A 17412-nucleotide genomic window follows, 5' to 3' on the forward strand; every position below is an offset into this window, starting at 1 on the left:
GGCAGCACCCGAGCACAAAATCCAAAGGACTCCGTGGAGTACCAGGCCATCATCACTACGTGGGCGACCCATTTTCTGCTCGGGAGAAACCAGATCCTTGATCAATTCCCACGATGCGTCGGAGAGTTCGTAACGCTTTGCCATGCGGGCCTCCAGCCAATCATGGCGGCAATTCTACCCCCCACCGACTTTTCGTACAAAACCTAATACCTCGAACCAGCTTGGCGAATTTGAATCCGGCATGCTGGCGGCGTGGTTAGGCGCGGCGCCCGCTGCGCTGGTGGGCGGCGTGGGCACGCTGATCGTGGTCGGGCTGTGGATGGCGTTATTCCCCGGATTGCGGCGGCGCCAGCGTCTGCATAATGAAACGTAGCTAACGGTTAAAATCCCGCGGGCGTTCGCGGCGAAAGCCAAGCCCGATGATCCAGCCGAATACGTGCGGAAAAAAAGGCAGCCGTCGAACCAGTTTCGGCATTGCGCTGCTTTTTTTACGCCGCTTTTTACCGCTCATTTTAATCTGTAAAAACTGTGTGGCGCGGGTAGGGAAGTCTCGCCGACGCTGTACTTTGTGCAGATCGTTCAGCGTCAGCGTGTTATTTCGCAAGGGCAGCGTCAGAACGTTCGCGGCGGCAACCGCGTCCTGAATCGCCAGATTCACCCCTACGCCGCCCACCGGCGACATGGCATGCGCCGCATCGCCAATGCAGAGCACGCCGGGCTTCGCCCAGACATCCAGCCGATCGATACGAATTTCGAGCAGCTTGATTTCATCCCAGTCGCGGAGTTCCGCCAGCCGCCCGGTGTCAAATTGTGATACCTGCGCAATCTGCTGCTTCAGTGCCTCCAGTCCGGCATTCACTATCGCCTGATAGTCGCCTTTGGCGATGGACAAACCGCACTGCCAGAAGTCGCCCCGGTCGATCAGAATAAAATTTTGCTTCGGCCCGGTGTGGCCCATGCTCCACGCAGGATCGTCAGGCCGTTTTGCCAGCCGGAACCACAGCACATCGCGCGGTGCGCCAAAGGCGCATCCGGTCAGCGTGGCCTTTTCTCTTACCTTCGACCGGCGGCCATCGGCACCGACGACCAGCGGCGAACGGATCTCAAGCGGCCCGTTTGGGGTCAGCGCCCTTACGCCGCAGATGCGGCCATCCTCAATGAGGAAATCCTCAAATCGGGCAGACCGGAGCAGCGTAAAGTCAGGCAGTGCAGCGGCTTTGCTGGCAAGAAAATTGAGGAAGTCCCACTGCGGCATAAAGGCAATAAAGCGGCATTTGACCGGCAGCCGGGAAAAGTCCGCCATGGTGACCTCTTTTCCATTCATTTCGGCATGAAGCTTCCCGGCGCGCTGGTGGGGCAGCGTCAGCAGTTCGTCAAGCAGCCCAAGCTGATGCATGATTTGCAAGGTGGAAGGATGCACCGTGTCGCCGCGAAAATCGCGCAGGAAGTCGGCGTGTTTCTCGACAACTACCACGCCCACGCCTGCCCGTGCCAGCAGATAGCCAAGCATCATGCCTGCCGGGCCGCCGCCTACAATACAGCATGCCGCCGATAACGAAATCGTCTCTGTCACCTGCCTCTCTCTCTGTAAACAACCCATACGTGATAATAGTTCTCATCAACGGTTTTGGGTAATGCCATGCGCCGGGGCGATACAAAAACAGCGTAATAAGTTAGCAACGATTGTGGATAGCTTAGATTTTTTTCTCATTTGTAAACAAACGGTCGCTGCACGCAAAATCAAACTTCGCTCGGCAGCGTTTCTCAGATCAGAACGTTATAAAAATCGTCGGACGTTAACGCTTGTGTCTCGTGACAGCGCGACAGTTATTAACGATTTAATCAGGAAAAGGTTCATGATGAAGCTGGCTAACGTATTGATCCCGCTGCTGATGGCGGGAAATGTATCTTCGGTATGGGCAGCAGAGCAGAACGTTCCGGCGTCGTCGACCTTTACGGTTTCGCCAGACGCGTCGCTGAAAGGGAAACTTCCTGCGGATATCAGCAAGCGAGGTTACATTGTGGCAGGCACCAATCCGAATACGCCGCCCACCACCTTTTTTAAAGAAGACAACAAGACGCTGGCAGGACGTGAGATTGACATCATGAACGCCGTGGCCGCGCGACTGGGCGTCGACGTACGCTGGCAGGATACCGGCGGGTTCGACAATATTATTCCTGGTCTGAAATCGGGCCGCTATGACGTCGCGTTGTCGAATATTAACGCCACCAAAAAGCGTCTGGAGCAGGTTGATTTCATCAGCTATTACGATGCCTCTCGTCTCGGCGTGATCTCTCGTAAAGATGCCAACATTGCGCCATTTACCTCTTTCGACGCGGTTTGCGGCCAGGAGATTGGGGCGGGTGCGGGCACCACGCAGATCGGTCGCCTGGAAGCAGCCAGTAAAAACTGTACCGACGCGGGCAAAAAGCCTGTCAAAATTGCCGTCTTCCCTGACCGGCCATCCGGTGTGCAGGCGGTGGTAAGCGGCCGCGTGCCGCTGTTCTTCGGCCCGTACGAAGGGCTGACGTATCAGGTCAGTCAGGTGAAGCCGCTGACGATGAGCGGACAAATCCACGTTGATGATGCACCGGTCTCCATTGCGCTGCCCAAGCAGTCACCTCTGGAAGAGGCGATTCAGGCTTCGCTTAACTCGCTGATTAAAGATGGCACCTACCAGAAAATCCTTGATAAATGGTCGATTGGCTTCGGTGCGGTAAAAGAGTCTAAACGTAATGAAGAGATCTTTGGATGAGCCACTATCAGGACGGCGCGACTGTCGACGGGCTGCGCATCGTCAGTAAAAAATATGCCGGCCGCTGGATAAGCGCCCTGATTGTTGCCCTGCTGCTGCTGGCGGCAGGGCATTCAATGCTGAATAATCCACGTTTCGAATGGGCGGTGATTGCGGAAAACTTTACCGCTCCTTCGATCATTCAGGGCGTGCTGATGACCCTGCAACTGACCGCCATCTCGGTGATTGTTGGTTTCGCTGGTGGTACGGTGCTGGCGCTGATGCGTCTGTCGTCCAATCCGGTGCTGGTGGCGGTGAGCTGGAGCTATACCTGGTTTTTCCGTGGCGTGCCGATGCTGGTTCAGCTTTTTCTCTGGTACAACGTGGCCGCGCTCTATCCGACGCTCTCTATCTCGCTGCCGTGGATCGGCGAAATCTGGAGCGCGCCCGCCAACGCCCTCATCAGCCCCTTCAGCGCGGCCGTTATCGCGCTGGTGATGCACCAGTCAGCCTATGCGGCGGAGATTATTCGCGCGGGCATTCAGAGCGTTGGCGCCGGACAAATCGAGGCGGCGCGCGCGCTGGGCTATCGTCCGGCGCAAATTTTTCGCCATACCATATTGCCGCAGGCCATGCGCGCTATTCTGCCGCCCGCCGGCAATGAGGTGATCGGCCAGCTTAAAACCACGGCGGTGGTGTCGGTTATCTCGCTACAGGATGTGCTCTTTTCAGCGCAGATTATCTATCAGCGTACCTACGAGGTCATCCCGCTGCTGCTGGTCGCCACGCTCTGGTATCTGGTGCTGACCTCGCTGCTGTCGGTGGGGCAGTATTATGTCGAACGCTACTTCAGCCGCAGCAGCTATCGTCAGGTCAAACGTAAACGCCCAGCGGCGGAACCCGCGCTGCACCGCAGCATGAATGCAGGAGAAACCAGCCATGGGTGAAGCCATTGCCTTTCGTCAGGTCAGCAAACATTTTTCCGGCAATACGGTACTGGATCAGATCGATCTGGATATTCCGGCCGGCTCGGTCACGGTGATCCTTGGCCCGTCCGGCTCCGGGAAATCCACGCTTTTACGCTGCATTAATCATCTGGAAAAACTGGATGGCGGCACGATACGTATCGGTGGCGAACTGGTGGGCTATCAGCAGAAGGGGCAGGCGCTCCACGAGCTGAGTAGCACCAGGATCGCCGCACAACGCAGCCGCATCGGCATGGTGTTTCAGCAGTTCAATCTTTTTCCGCACCGCACGGTGCTACAGAACATCATTGATGCGCCGCTTCGCGTGAAAAAGCAAAATCGCCGACAGGCGACGGCAAAGGCGCGGCAGCTGTTACAACAGGTAGGGCTGGCCGATCGCGCGGATGACTGGCCGCAACAGCTTTCAGGCGGACAGCAACAGCGGGTGGCGATTGCACGCGCGCTGGCGATGGATCCTGAGGTTATGCTGTTTGATGAGCCAACCTCGGCGCTCGATCCTGAACTGGTGGGGGAAGTGCTTCAGGTGATTAAAAAACTGGCGCACTCCGGCATCACCATGGTGATCGTGACGCATGAGGTTGGTTTCGCGCGTGAAGTGGCCGACAACATCATCTTTATGGAAGCCGGTAAAATCGTCGCTTCCGGGCCGGGTAAAGCCGTCCTTGACGATACCAGCAATGTTCGGGTGAAGAATTTCCTGTCAACCGTGCTTTGAGTCTTCAACGCGCAAAGAGCCAGCGGGTAAGCTGCGACAGGCTCTCCGCCGTCTCCAGGCGGGTGTGCGCAATGATATCAGCGCGTTGCGCTTCGCTGGCGGCAGGCAAACAGCCGCGCAGCTTTTCAGTCAGATCCAGCGGCTGCGCCAGGCTTTGCTGACGGGTGAAGCGCTGTTGCAGCGTCTCCCCATTATGCAGAAACAGCGTAACCTGATGAAAACGTGCGGTGGGGTCAAGTGCATCCGGCGGTGCGCTGGCGTCCGGGCAGCGTGACACCTTCATCGCCAGTTCAGCCAGCTCTGGGTCGACCGGCGCTTCAGAAAAATCCTGCAAGCGCAGCGTGTCGCGCAAGAGGCTGGCAGCAATGACGTACTCCAGACTGAAACGCGCCTCGATACCGTTAACGGGCTGGCGTACCGAAGCGGCAATATCGCCGCCGGGCGGGAATGACACCTCAATGTGTGCAATCTGCGCGTTCAGCATGGCGATGCTTTTTCCCGCCGCCTGCCAGGCGTGACGTATCGCCTTTGCTGCATCAATTGCGCCGTGAGTGCCGCCGCAGGTCGGCCAGGGTTTAAACTCCAGACCTGGCGCAACGATACGCCACGGCGATCCCCAGTTCTGCGTCAGCTTTTCTGGCTGCTGCCCGCCGCCACCGAAGGCGTGAAGAAAGGCTTCCAGCACGTTGTCAGGCTGCCCCTCAAATCCTGCCAGCACCAGCTGCGTGGCGGCAACGGCAGCGCGTGCGGCCAGCCCGGCGTGCAGCGGTTTCACCGCGCTACCAAACTGCGCGCGAAGCCCGCTGGCCTGCGTCGCGGCAACGCCGATGATCATCGCGACCTGAGACGGGCTGGCGTTGACCAGACGGGCGCAGGCGGCAGCGGCGGCGATCGTGCCGAGCGTGGCGGTATTATGAAAACCCAGCCCATAATGCTGCGGGCCCGCAGCCAGCCCCAGACGACCGGCGGTCTCCACGCCAATCACACAGGCATCCAGAAATCTTTCGCCGTCGTCGTCCGCTGCCAGTGCGAGGAGCGCGGGCACGATCACGGTGGTGGGGTGTCCGCGAAAATCCGGATGAAAATCATCGAAGTCGAGCGCGTGTCCGGCGTAGCCGAGCAGCAGCGCGCGGCTCTGTGCATCGTCGGACGGATAAACCTGCCGCAGGCTGCGCAGGCCCGAATCCGCAATGTCACCGCGAACGACCGGCAGCGTGACCGCCAGAAAATCCAGTAATCCGTCTCGTGCTTTTTCCCGCGCGGCGGAGGAGGGCGTGGAACCGACAATCGCCGCCGCCAGCGAGCGGGCAAGAGAGGAAGAATAAGATACGGTCATTGTTTTTCCGTTGACGTTAACGGCGGCGGCGTTCTGCGCGCCAGCCACTGTGCATGGAGCGATTCATCGAGCACTTTTTTCATATAGAGGGTGATATGGCCTTTACCGAGATCGGTTTCGTGCATCGCTTCAAAGCCCAACTTCTGATACATCGCACGCAGCCACGGATGGCTGATAGCAGTGCCCAGCGAGACGGCGGGCGCTCTGAGCTCCGCCAGAAGCACCTCCTGCTCCAGCCAGCCAAGCAGCGTGGCGCCAAGGTTTTGGCCTTTGAAATCGGGATGGACGCCAAACCAGCCGATATGCGGCAGACCGAAGGGGCCTGGTAGCGGCCCCCAGGGAAAACGCACCGTTACGGAGGCCGCCAGCCTGTGATCGCTGAGCGCGGCGTAAACGGCATGATGTTCAAGGTGTTGCGTCACTTTTTGCAGGTCGGCGCTGGCGGCGTCAAAATGGATACCCAGCGCGCGGATAGGCGCATAGGCCGCCTGCATCAGGATCAGATACTCTTCCCGATCGGCGACCGTGAGACGTTTGTAGTGCAGCGTCACCGTTCGGTCTCCTTTACGTGAGTGAGATGGCCGGATTGTTCGGCAAAGCGGATGGCTTCATCCACCTTTTGCGAGGCGCAGCCGGTATAGTTGGCCGGGTCAAGCCAGCTATCCAGGTCCTCCGGCGTAATGTGCGCGGCGAGTACCGGGTGGGCCAGCAGGAGATCGCGGAATGACAGTCGCTGCTCATATGCCGTCATGGCGCACTCATAAACCAGATGATGCGCCGTCTGCTTGCCCAGCCGTTTTCCCGTTTCAAACATTACTTTCTCAGAGAGCAGCAGGCCATCCAGCAGTTGCAGATTCGCCAGCATGCGCGCTTTATTCACCGTCAGGCCGGAGAGGATTTCAAGGGCGTTTTTTAACTGCGCGGCGAGATAAACAGAGATCTGAGGCAGCGCGATCCATTCGGCGCGCCAGCTCATCGCGTCGCGTTCATGTTCAACGTGCATTGAATGATAAATCAGCGAGGCGCTGTGCAGCAGCGGCGCGGTCAGGCTGGCAAGGCCTTCCAGCGCGGCAGGATTGCGCTTGTGCGGCATGGTGGAGGAGCCGATTTTCCCTGCGCTGAACGGTTCTTCCACCTCGCCGATCTCGGTGCGCATCAGGTTATAAAGCTCGTTGCCAATTTTGCCCAGCGTGCCGCTGATCATCACCGCCACCGAGGCATATTCCGAGAAGCGATCGCGCGCCGACTGCCAGCCGATAGCGGGCGTGTTCAGACCCAGTCGCGTCAGCGTCTGGCGTTCAACTTCCGGCCCGATCTCGCCCAGCGCCGCATAGGTGCTGACGGCACCGCTGAGATTGCCGGTGAGCAGGCGAGGGCGCAGCGCCGCCAGTCTGTCGAGATGCCGCACAAACTCATCCAGCCAGACGGCGGCCTTAAAACCAAAGGTGACAGGAAGCGCCTGCATTCCGTGCGTGCGGCCCGCCATCAGCGTGTGCTGATGCTCCCGGGCCAGCGTTTTCAGCGCATCGGCAATGGCCACGCAGTCGCGCCGGATAACGTCCAGCGTTTGGCGAAGTTGCAGGACGGTGGCAGTGTCAACGATATCCTGCGTGGTGACGCCGTAGTGAATAAACTCGCCCGCTTCACCGCACTGCTGCTGTAGCGCGGCAATCATCGGCATCAGCGAATGCTTCATTTTTACGCCGGACAGGGCGATATCGCGGATATTGAGCCGGCCCGGGTCAGCCTTTGCCGCGATCTCTCGTGCCGCTGCGCGTGGAATAACCCCAAGTTCACCTTCGGTAAGCGCCAGCGCCACTTCCACTTCTGTTTGCCGCGTCAGGCGATTTTGCTCTGACCAGATATCACGCATTTCTGGCGTGCCGAAATTATCGCCCAGCAAAAGATAATCAATGGGATGTGATGACATAATATTCTCATCGCGTTATTTCATCTCATCATTTCCCTTCATCAGGGGAGGATGCAAGGGATTTACTTCTTTAGCTGAATTTCATCTGTTTATTTGCGAATAAGAGAATAAGGAAACGTAATCAACGGGTTGTGGACAGCGTTGATTTACGTATTATCGATAAGATCGCGATCGAAAAACCTGTTTCACTTGTCCGTCCGGCGGAAAATAATTTTTTCGCAGGGTGAATGAATTTATTTTCGCTGAATATTATCGCCAGAAGAATAAGGCCATTATTGTGTTTGCCATTAAATCGCCGCAGCACTACCTCAACCAGGCGGGACTTCGCACCCGCGTGGGGGAGATCCTCTCCGCCCATGCCAGCCATGTTGCAATTATCACCAGCCCGCAGGCGTGGAAGGCGGTCAATCCGCAGCTGAGAGAGAGTCTTGAAGCGGAAAATATTCGCTATCAATGCCATTTTCTGACCACGGAATGCACCGATGTCGCTATCGCATCACATCTTGCTGCCGTTCAGCAGCAGGAAGCATCGCTTATTTTAGGCATCGGCGGCGGCCGCGCGCTCGACTGCGCCAAAGCGGTCGCTGCCGGACTGGGCGACGGCGTACTGGTGACGATGCCAACCGTTGCCGCCACCTGCGCCGCCTGGTCGCCGGTGAGCATTATCTATAATGAACGCGGTGGACATGTACGCAGCCAGCCGCTTTCAACGATGCCGTTGATGGTGCTGGTGGACAGCGAAATCATTGCGCAGAACGACGTTCGTTACCTGAAGGCGGGCATCGTCGATGCGTTGGCAAAATGGTATGAGTTTCGCCCTTATAAACAGAAAAGCGACGACAGCCTGGCGCTGAATCTGAAGGTGCAGGCCGCGCGACTCGCCGTCGACATTTTTGAAAAATACGGCACTGAGGCCGTCCGCGACAACGAGCTTCATGCAGTGACGCCCGCCCTGATAAAGGTCATTGATGCGAACATCGCGGTGGCAGGCATGGCGAACAGCATGCGCGACGCCACGCCTGCGCCGGGTGTCGCGCACGCCATTCATAACCGGTTAACTCATCAGCCAGAACTGCATGACTGGCTGCATGGCGAGAAGGTCGGTTTTGGTTTGCTTGTGCAGTCGTTGATGGAAAGCGAAACCGGCCAGCCCGACGCACAGCTGCTGGCGCTGCTGCGCCAGTATGATGCGCCGCTGACGCTCGCACCGCTGTCGGGCGATCGCGCGGCGGCTATGGCTGCCATTGCCCGCGAAGTTAAGTTTCCGGCATCAGGCGCGGCGCGGCTGCCATTTTCGCTGGCGGCGGAAAAAATTGAACGCGCGCTGATGGCGACTGAACACGGTTTTTGATACAGAACACCTGGAAAGGAATAGCGATGTCCACAACGACAGACTCCCCACGGCAGCTTCGGCTCGGCCTTTTTGTCCAACCGCTGGGGCATCACGTCAGCGGTTGGCGTTTGACCGAAGAGCTCGGCTCACCAACCGATATTGACTGGCTTATCCGGATTGCCAAAATGGCGGAAGCAGGGCGGTTCGACCTTTTTTTCATTGGCGACGCGCTGGCGACCAGCGTCTATCGCCTGCCGTCGACCATGGCACGACTGGAGCCGCTGACGCTGCTGTCGGCGTTGGCGGTGAACACGCGGCATATCGGCCTGGCGGCAACGGCCTCCACCACCTTCACCGATCCGTTCAATCTGGCACGCAGTTTCGCTTCACTGGATCACATCAGCCGCGGGCGCGCGGCCTGGAACGTCGTCACCTCGTTTTCGGACGACGTGGCGCGCAATTTCAGTCGCAGCGATATTCCCACGCATGCACAACGCTACGCCCGCGCACATGAGTTTCTTGAGGTGACGTTCAAACTGTGGGAAGGCTGGCAGGAGGGCGCGGTCCGGCCCGACAAAGAGAGCGGGCAGTATTTCGTCAATGAAAAAATTCAGCCGATCAACCATCAGGGTGAGCACTTTCAGGTGCAGGGGCCGCTGAATATTACGCGTTCGCCGCAGGGACGACCGGTGATTATCGAAGCGGGGTCGTCTGCCGATGGTCAGAAGCTGGCCGCCGCCACCGCCGAAGTGGTGTTTACCGCCGCCGCCACGCTGGACGATGCGCAGCGTTTCTATCGCAGCCAGAAACAGCAGGTCACTGACGCAGGGCGAAACCCCGATCGTCTGCTGATCCTCCCCGGCGTGATGCCGATTGTTGGCCGCACGCGCGAAGAGGCGCGTGAAACGTGGCGTCGTTTAAATGAGCTGGTCGATATTGATAACGGTATTCGCCAGCTTTCCACACGCTTTGAGATGGATCTCAGCCAGTTTCCGCTCGATGGCCCGGTGCCGGACGTGCCCGCAGGCGAAGGCGGGCAAAGCCGCGTGAAGCTGCTGACCGAGCTGGCGTTTCGCGAGAATCTGACGCTGCGCGAACTGGCCGCCATTGCAGCCGGATCGCGCGGGCACCGGGTGCTGGTCGGGACGGCGGAGGATATTGCCGATGACTTCCAGTTATGGCTGGAGCAGCGCGGCGCCGACGGCTTCAATATCATGCCTGCGGTGATGCCGGAGCAGCTGTCGCTGTTTATTGAATTAGTGATCCCTGAACTTCAGCGTCGCGGCCTCTTTCGGGAGGAGTATGCGTTCAGCACGCTGCGCGAGAACCTCGGCCTGCCCGCGCCTGACATGCAGCAGGAGGCGTAATCCATGGCTATTTCTTTGTCAGAACGCGTACAGCGCGTCTCGCTTTCCGCTAACGCGGCGGCAAAACAGCGCACGGTCAGTCTGAAACAGGCCGGGGTGGATATTCTGGATTTAACCACCGGCGAACCCGATTTTGATACGCCCATGCATATCAGGCAGGCCGCGTATGAAGCGATGAACCGGGGCGAAACCAAATATACGCCGACGGCGGGGACGAAACCGCTGCGTGAGGCGGTGCGGCAGAAGCTCCTCCGTGAAAACCAGCTGGCGTTTGAAACAGAGAACATCATTATCGCCAACGGCGCCAAACAGATAATCTTTAACGCCTTTGCCGCGACGCTGAATGAAGGCGACGAGGTGATTGTACCGGTGCCGTACTGGCCAACGTTCCCTGACAGCGTGCGCTTTAACGGCGGCAGGCCGGTGTTAGTGGAATGCCCGCTTGAGCAGGGATATCGGTTGACGCCGGAGGCGCTGGCCGCCAGCATCACGCCGCGCACGCGCTGGCTGGTGCTGAATCATCCGGGAAATCCGAGCGGTGCCGTTTACTCGCGGCAGGCGCTGCTGGCGCTGGCGGATGTGCTACGGCAGCATCCACAGGTGATGGTGCTGCTGGATGAACTTTATGAACATATTCTGTTTGACGGGCGCGAGCATCATAATCTGCTCAACGTGGCGGCGGACTTTCACGAGCGCAGCCTGCTGGTGGGCGGCGTTTCCAAAACCTATGCGATGACGGGGTGGCGCATTGGATATGGTGCCGGGCCGAAAACGTTAATAACCGCCATGACTGTTGTTCAGTCGCAAATCAGCTCCGGTGCCGGCTCGGTAAGCCAGGCGGCAGCGCTGGCGGCCTTCAACGGCGGACTGGATTTTCTGAAGCCACAGGTGGCGGCTTATCAGCAAAGACGCGATACCCTTGTGGCGCGACTTTCTGCTGTGGAAGGGCTTGAACTGCTGACGCCGCAGGGCGGTTTTTTTATTTTCTGTCGCTGTGCCGGGCTCATCGGACGACGGCGGCCGGACGGCAACGCCTTAACCAGCGAAGAGGACGTACTGGATTATCTGCTGGAAAACGGCGTGTCGGGCGTCGGCGGCAGCGCATACGGCCTGTCTCCCTGTTTTCGCCTCTCCATCGCCACCGACAATGCCACGATCGAGGAAGCGGGACGACGCATCGCGGCGGCCTGCGAACGGCTTGTGTCCGGCGACGGGCAATAATTCTCTGGTCGCACGTCAGACGCAGCGGCTGACGTGAAAATATTCTTTGCCTGTTGATAATGGTAACGTAAGCCCGCCTCTTCCTTTTTAAAATCAAACCGATCAATAGGAAAACTGTTTTGGTTACATTAACGGAATGTTCTGGTGAAGAGCGTAATTTATATTTTACGGTCTTTATCAATGAGTACACCCACGATCTGGTAAAAAACCACCGTTTGCCTCAGCCGCAGGCGCATCAAAAAGCCGCAGATTTAATAGCCTCTTCTTTTCCCGACGAAAAGACGGCAGAGAACTCTCTTCTTTTCAGCCTTCATACACACAACGACGCCGGGAAGCACCATATCGGTTATTTCTGGATACAGGTCTCACCCGCTGACAGTTCCGCCTTCATAATGGATTTTTTTATCTTTCCCGAGTGGCGTAATAAGAAGCTGGGTGGTAAAGCCTTACAGGCACTCTCTGAGAAGCTTCAGGCGCTGAATACTGTATCGGTGAAACTGCGTGTGGCGCCTGATAACCATGCTGCTCTTCATCTTTATCAGAAGTCGGGTTTTGAGGTAACGGGTATCAATATGGCGTGGAAAATTGATGCAGGAGAATAGAACAAAAAAATCCTGCCCGAGGCCGGACGGAAATGACCCTGACCCGAAATCCTGCTCCATTCAGAAACAGAATTCCGGCATGATAATGACTCCCCTGAACGGAGGATGTGCCGATGAAAAAGTCACGATTCACCGAAGAGCAGATTGTTTTTGCCCTGAAGCAGGCTGAACCAGGTACGTCAGTGCCGGACGTCTGTCGCAAGCCAGGCATTTCGGATGCCACTTTCTATACGTGGCGTAAAAAATACGGCGGAATTTCCCCTTCTGAACTCAAACATATGCGGCAGCTGGAAGAGGAAAATCTGCGGCTGAAGAGGCTGGTTGCTGACCTCAGCCTCGATAAGGCGATGCTGCAGGACGTGCTGGCAAAAAAGAGCTGACGCTGGCACGCCTGCGCGAATGGGTCAGGGATTTGCAGGCCCGCTACGGTGCCAGTGAGAGACAGGTCTGTTTTGCGCTGCGGGTCAGCCGCAGCTCGTTTCGATATCGTTCTGTGGCCGCCGACGACAGCGCACTGCGGCTACGCATCCGTGAGATAACCGAAACCCGGGTTCATTACGGGTACCGTCGGGTACACGTGATGCTCAGGCGGGAAGGCTGGCGCGATAATCACAAAAGAATCTACCGCCTCTACTGTGAGCAGGGGCTGTCGCTGCGCCTCAAACGGCCACGTCGCAATAAGTCTGCCCGGCGGAGGCAACCACAGCCTCAGGGCTTATATCCAAACCACGTCTGGGGCATGGATTTTGTCTCTGATGCGTTGTTTGACGGGCGACGACTGCGCCTGCTGACGGTTATCGACCTGTACACCCGCGAATGCCCGGGGATCTGCGTGGGGCAGAATTTGCGTTCAACAGAAGTGGCAGAAATGCTGAACAGCATAGCGCTCAGACGTCCTTTACCTCAGTTGCTGAAAACCGATAATGGTTCTGAATTTGCAGGGAAAATGCCGGACAGATGGGTGTACGAAAGAGGCATCAAAATCGACTTCTCACGCCCGGGAACACCGACGGACAATGCGACGGTGGAGTCCTTCAACGGCAGGTTACGGCAGGAATGTCTGAACGAGAACTGGTTTATGTCTCTGGAGGATGCACGGTGCAAAATCGAGGCCTGGCGCATACCCTATAACCAGAGGCGTCCCCATTCTGCGCTGGGCTGGATGACCCCGTCAGAATTTGCCGAAAAATCTGCCGGTTGCCAGAATATGCAGCCAGAATGAAGCCGGTTATTCCTGATTATGAATGGATCATATTCGAGGTCAGGGTCAATATGAAGACATTACTAACATCGCGGTGTATTAATCAACGGGGAGCAGGTCAGATACTTGATGGTGAAATCACCGACGCGACGGCCGTAACCGCTTTCCTGTTGGCGATGGCTAAAAATATGATTACTGAAGCCTCTTGCTGACGACCATTATGCCAGGACCTGACCTCAGAAAAACAGGTTAATACTCTTCTGGTCAGAATAATTCATCAGTGATTGCTGTTATGAGCGTTATCACCCAGTCCGGTTTATCGTTGGCAATTGAGCCAATTGTTCAACCCGGACTGAGTTCACTTCAGGTATTGAGTTATTCAGACAGGAGTTCTCTTCGCACAATTTCTGCACCTGCGCTTAAAGCACTTAACTTACCTCTTGCTACACGACGAGATAAGGGAACCATGCCACAGTTGGTTGAGGGATAAAGCTTGTCGGCATCGACAAAATTAAGTGCTTTGCGCAGTGTATCAGCCACTTCCTCTGGTGTCTCAATGGTATTGGTTGCCACATCAATGGCGCCGACCATCACTTTTTTACCCCGAATGAGCTCGATGAGATCCATCGGAACACGCGAGTTTTGACACTCTAACGAAATTATATCAATCCCAGATGTTTGTAGCTTAGGAAAAACTTCTTCATATTGTCGCCATTCTGATCCCAGCGTCTTTTTCCAGTCCGTATTGGCTTTAATGCCATAACCATAGCAAATATGTACGGCTGTTTCACATTTAAGCCCTTCAATGGCTTTTTCTAAAGCGGCAATTCCCCAGTCATTCACCTCATCAAAAAAGACATTAAAGGCAGGTTCATCAAACTGAATAATATCGACACCCGCCGCCTCTAATTCTCTGGCTTCCTGATTGAGAATTTTAGCAAATTCCCAGGCCAGCTTTTCGCGACTTTTGTAATGGCTATCATAGAGTGTATCGATCATCGTCATCGGACCCGGCAGCGCCCATTTAATGGGTTGACGGGTTTGCTGACGTAAAAATTTGGCATCTTCCACAAAAACGGGTTTTTGACGAGTCACCTCACCCACAACGGTAGGTACACTGGCATCATAGCGATCACGAATTTTGACGGTCTGGCGTTTCTCAAAATCAACGCCGCTCAGATGCTCAATAAACGTCATGACAAAATGCTGGCGTGTTTGCTCACCATCACTGACAATATCAATACCTGCCTGCCGTTGATCTTCCAGGCACAGACGCAGAGCATCTTGTTTGCCCTCAACTAATTCTTCATTTTGCAATTTCCAGGGCGACCAGAGTGTCTCAGGTTGTGCAAGCCAGGAAGGTTTGGGTAAACTGCCAGCAGTCGACGTGGGTAATAGCTTTTTCATTATTGATGACCTTACGTTTTCGTTTAATCAGCGAGCAGAAGTAGTGAACAATTGCTCAAGAATAGTTTGGTATGGCTTAATGAAGTGCTTCTCAGTAAACTTCCCCTGCTCAACAGCCAGCTGGCTGCGTTCTTCCCGATCATAAACAATTTGAGTTAAAGAATAATCCTGGTGGTGCAGGTTGGGTTGATAGTATTTTCCTGCTGTGGAATTTGCATTGTAAATTTCAGGCCGGTAAATTTTTTGAAAAGCTTCCATCGTACTGATGGTGCTAATAAGCTCAAGGTTAGTGTAGTCACGAAGCAAATCGCCATGGAAATAAAAAGCTAAAGGCGCAACGCTGTTGGACGGCATAAAATAGCGAGCATGCAGTCCCATTTTTGCGAAATAATGATCGGTCAAAGAAAGTTCATCTTGCTGATATTCAATGCCCAGTACTGGATGTTGATTATCAGTGCGCTGATAGATATTTTTACTTGAAACGCTCAGGCATATTACAGGTGATTTTTCAAAGTGGTTTTTATAGTCAGTTGAGTTAACAAAGCTTTCAAAAATGCTGCCATGCAAATCGCCAAAATTATCAGGGATCGTAAAGTCCGATTTATTCTTATTATGTTCTGGCAGTACTACGCTAAAATCATAGTCGCGAACATAGGAAGAAAAATTATTGCCGACAATGCCTTCAATACGTTCATTATTTTTCTTGTCAATAATATTTGTTTTTAAAATTTCAATGACCGGAAAGGTAATATCATTGCTTTCCGCATTGATATTTAACGCAACTGAAATAATTTCCAGCTCAACTGAATAACGGTCTCCCCTGGCATTATCCCAGTGCGCCAGGGAATTGAAACGATTGTCGATCATGACCAGCGCGTTACGCAGGTTCTCCTGGCGCTTCTCACCTCTGGCCAGATTAGCAAAGTTAGTCGTGATACGCGTATTTTCAGAGGGGTTATAGTTTTCGTCGAAACTAATGCTCTTAATGGTGAAGGTAAGCTCTGTATTCATCGGGATCTGGCATCCTAAATTTTGATGTGAAAATGTGATCTTATTTGTTGCTTTTCAGAGATTCCCGGTTCTCTTTTCAGTTTTTCTCATTTGGCAGCCTTTATATTATCTAAAGTTATTAATAAGGTATATTTTATGCCTGAATGACTGATTGAGTAAAAGTGATTTAATTTCATCAAACATGAACGATATTCATGATCATGTTTACGGCCGTCCCCGGCGTTGGTGCAGAAGGTCCTGTCAGGCAGTAATGACAGGTGAAATACAGACTCGAAAGCGACCACCCGTGGTACAGGGCTCCCGTATTGTTATGAGCCGTACACTTCGCATTTCTTCAGGCGGCAGGCGTCTTATAAGCGACGACTGTCTCTCAGGCGGTTAACAGCGCTCTGAATCAGAGAAGGTAGTTCTGACGACCGCCGTTTGATGCATTCGGTATGGGGGGAGAGTAAATGGACTCATGATGCGCCCGGAGAAGCCCTGCATTTCATCCATGCTGTTGGCGGTCTGCGATGAGCAGGTCAAGGCGTATTATTGACCTACCGTCAGGGAAGGGCCGGACTCACTCCGCTTCGTGCGGTGATAGCTAATTACCGCATACTGTCAGATACAAAGAGTGGGGAGTGAGGCAATCTGTTAAATCGAGGCGGCTTCGCCGGGTTACTGGTGCCGGTGAGCTGCTGCGTTCTCTGTAGCAACTGTGGGGGCCTTCATGCCGCTGCGCGGTATCACAGGGCCGGCTGCGCATTGCCCGGCAGCCTTCCCGGTTTCTGAACAATAACAACCGATTCTGTTCATGGAACTGAATTACCCCCAACGCCACTCAGTTTTAGTAGCAGCTTTGTTATCCCTGCACGTATCGATTTTCTCTGAGGAGTAGAAACATGAAAAAAATTAACGCAATGATTTTCGCCAGCCTGATGGCAGTCACAGGTGCAAGTTTTGCCGATGACCCGTGCCAGATATCTGCGGTTTGTCAGGGCAGCGGTATCCCTCAAGACCCTTGCCAGACGACGACAATTTGTCAGGGAAGCTGACTGAATCGCCACGGATAATTTAGACACTTCCGAGCCGTAGATGATATTCATACTTTTCTGTCATCATAGTCCCTTCTCGCTGTCCGGAATTTTATACATCGCGGAGCGGGCAATGCCGGGCTGTCCCGGTTGCTCCGCTCCCTTTTCTGTGAAGTGACCTCACACTGATATGATCCTTTGTCCATCATTCAGGTCAAAGGTTATGTTAGATGAGTGTACCGCGGGGATTTTTTACGCTTTGCGCGTCGTCGCTGTCATAAGCAGAATTCGCCTGGCGCGCTCAATTGTTAATAACACTCAATGCCCGCTTTAAGCTGTGAGTTCAATGGCTCGATGCAACGCTATCCTTAATCAAGGGGGGACGTTGTCATGAAACGAAGAACTCGGATTAACTACACGCCAGAGCAGAAGGCGATTATCTGGGACAGATATAAGCAAGGTGATTCTCTGCATGATATCGCCAGAATGTTCGACAGATTTCATTCTTCCATCATGCCCACAATCCACCAGACAGGGGGCTACCGTCCTCCC

At 54.9% G+C, this 17412-nt stretch carries 15 protein-coding genes and 3 pseudogenes; 11 read left to right on the plus strand and 7 right to left on the minus strand.

The genetic code is table 11. The features are described 5' to 3' along the window. Positions 1-144: pseudogene (locus GS12_RS23570) on the minus strand (IS5/IS1182 family transposase); the annotation flags it as partial. A gap of 61 nt (positions 145-205) precedes the next feature. Here GS12_RS23570 and GS12_RS23575 point away from each other — a divergent pair. Next, positions 206-373 (plus strand): annotated as a pseudogene (locus tag GS12_RS23575) (MFS transporter); the annotation flags it as partial. Here GS12_RS23575 and GS12_RS19280 read toward each other — a convergent pair. Next, positions 374-1600: an FAD-dependent oxidoreductase gene (locus GS12_RS19280; RefSeq protein WP_052118532.1), complete on the minus strand. Its 1227-nt coding sequence runs from the start codon at positions 1598-1600 to the stop codon at positions 374-376. A gap of 259 nt (positions 1601-1859) precedes the next feature. On the opposite strand from GS12_RS19280, the gene GS12_RS19285 reads away from it, so the two are divergent. The 3 genes from GS12_RS19285 to GS12_RS19295 are packed head-to-tail and all read left to right on the plus strand — an operon-like array spanning position 1860 to position 4436. Then, positions 1860-2756: an ABC transporter substrate-binding protein gene (locus tag GS12_RS19285; protein WP_034949836.1), complete on the plus strand. Its 897-nt coding sequence runs from the start codon at positions 1860-1862 to the stop codon at positions 2754-2756. Continuing rightward, positions 2753-3682, plus strand: a complete 930-nt coding sequence (locus GS12_RS19290; protein WP_034949811.1) for an amino acid ABC transporter permease — start codon at positions 2753-2755, stop codon at positions 3680-3682. The genes GS12_RS19285 and GS12_RS19290 overlap by 4 nt, the downstream gene beginning before the upstream one ends. Beyond that, on the plus strand, positions 3675-4436 hold the full coding sequence (locus tag GS12_RS19295; protein WP_034949812.1) for an amino acid ABC transporter ATP-binding protein: 762 nt from the start codon (positions 3675-3677) through the stop codon (positions 4434-4436). The genes GS12_RS19290 and GS12_RS19295 overlap by 8 nt, the downstream gene beginning before the upstream one ends. Positions 4437-4440: 4 nt before the next feature. On the opposite strand, the gene GS12_RS19300 is transcribed toward GS12_RS19295, so the two are convergent. The 3 genes from GS12_RS19300 to purB are packed head-to-tail and all read right to left on the minus strand — an operon-like array spanning position 4441 to position 7702. Then, complete coding sequence (locus GS12_RS19300; protein ID WP_034949815.1) at positions 4441-5772, minus strand: MmgE/PrpD family protein; 1332 nt, start codon at positions 5770-5772, stop codon at positions 4441-4443. After that, positions 5769-6323: a GNAT family N-acetyltransferase gene (locus tag GS12_RS19305; protein WP_034915806.1), complete on the minus strand. Its 555-nt coding sequence runs from the start codon at positions 6321-6323 to the stop codon at positions 5769-5771. Before GS12_RS19305 ends, GS12_RS19300 begins: the two co-directional genes overlap by 4 nt. Beyond that, a complete protein-coding gene (purB, locus tag GS12_RS19310) occupies positions 6320-7702 on the minus strand; it encodes an adenylosuccinate lyase (RefSeq protein ID WP_034949817.1) in 1383 nt (460 codons plus the stop codon). The genes GS12_RS19305 and purB overlap by 4 nt, the downstream gene beginning before the upstream one ends. Positions 7703-7979: 277 nt before the next feature. Here purB and GS12_RS19315 point away from each other — a divergent pair, with 277 nt between their 5' ends. The 5 genes from GS12_RS19315 to GS12_RS19340 all read left to right on the plus strand — a co-directional run bounded on the left by GS12_RS19315 (position 7980) and on the right by GS12_RS19340 (position 13447). After that, positions 7980-9053 carry an iron-containing alcohol dehydrogenase family protein gene (locus GS12_RS19315; RefSeq protein WP_034949837.1) on the plus strand — a complete coding sequence of 358 codons (1074 nt, stop codon included), beginning with the start codon at positions 7980-7982 and terminating at the stop codon, positions 9051-9053. Between the two features lie 26 nt (positions 9054-9079). Continuing rightward, positions 9080-10402: an LLM class flavin-dependent oxidoreductase gene (locus GS12_RS19320; protein ID WP_034915803.1), complete on the plus strand. Its 1323-nt coding sequence runs from the start codon at positions 9080-9082 to the stop codon at positions 10400-10402. A 3-nt stretch (positions 10403-10405) separates the two neighbouring features. After that, positions 10406-11623, plus strand: a complete 1218-nt coding sequence (locus tag GS12_RS19325; RefSeq protein ID WP_034949820.1) for an aminotransferase class I/II-fold pyridoxal phosphate-dependent enzyme — start codon at positions 10406-10408, stop codon at positions 11621-11623. Positions 11624-11742: 119 nt separating this feature from the next. Next, positions 11743-12225 (plus strand): GNAT family N-acetyltransferase, encoded by a 483-nt coding sequence (locus GS12_RS19330; protein WP_034949822.1) that lies wholly within the window; start codon positions 11743-11745, stop codon positions 12223-12225. Between the two features lie 113 nt (positions 12226-12338). Next, a protein-coding gene (locus GS12_RS19340; protein ID WP_407637869.1) for an IS3 family transposase occupies positions 12339-13447 on the plus strand; the annotation gives its coding sequence in 2 pieces (ribosomal slippage) (positions 12339-12600 and positions 12600-13447; 1110 coding nt in all). Between the two features lie 354 nt (positions 13448-13801). On the opposite strand, the gene GS12_RS19350 is transcribed toward GS12_RS19340, so the two are convergent. Together GS12_RS19350 and GS12_RS19355 are read right to left on the minus strand one after the other, a co-directional pair. Then, the gene (locus tag GS12_RS19350) at positions 13802-14833 is read right to left on the minus strand and encodes a methionine synthase (RefSeq protein WP_072016926.1); all 1032 of its coding nucleotides are present in this window, start codon (positions 14831-14833) and stop codon (positions 13802-13804) included. Between the two features lie 27 nt (positions 14834-14860). Next, positions 14861-15844 (minus strand): DUF1852 domain-containing protein, encoded by a 984-nt coding sequence (locus GS12_RS19355; RefSeq protein ID WP_034949833.1) that lies wholly within the window; start codon positions 15842-15844, stop codon positions 14861-14863. Between the two features lie 884 nt (positions 15845-16728). Between GS12_RS19355 and GS12_RS24670 the strand changes: the two genes are divergently transcribed. Next, positions 16729-16881, plus strand: coding sequence for a hypothetical protein (locus GS12_RS24670; protein ID WP_156103076.1), 153 nt, complete (start codon positions 16729-16731; stop codon positions 16879-16881). A gap of 369 nt (positions 16882-17250) precedes the next feature. After that, a pseudogene (locus GS12_RS24405) lies at positions 17251-17412 on the plus strand (IS30 family transposase); the annotation flags it as partial.

The sequence above is a fragment of the Erwinia oleae genome (assembly GCF_000770305.1).
Lineage (GTDB): Bacteria > Pseudomonadota > Gammaproteobacteria > Enterobacterales > Enterobacteriaceae > Erwinia > Erwinia oleae.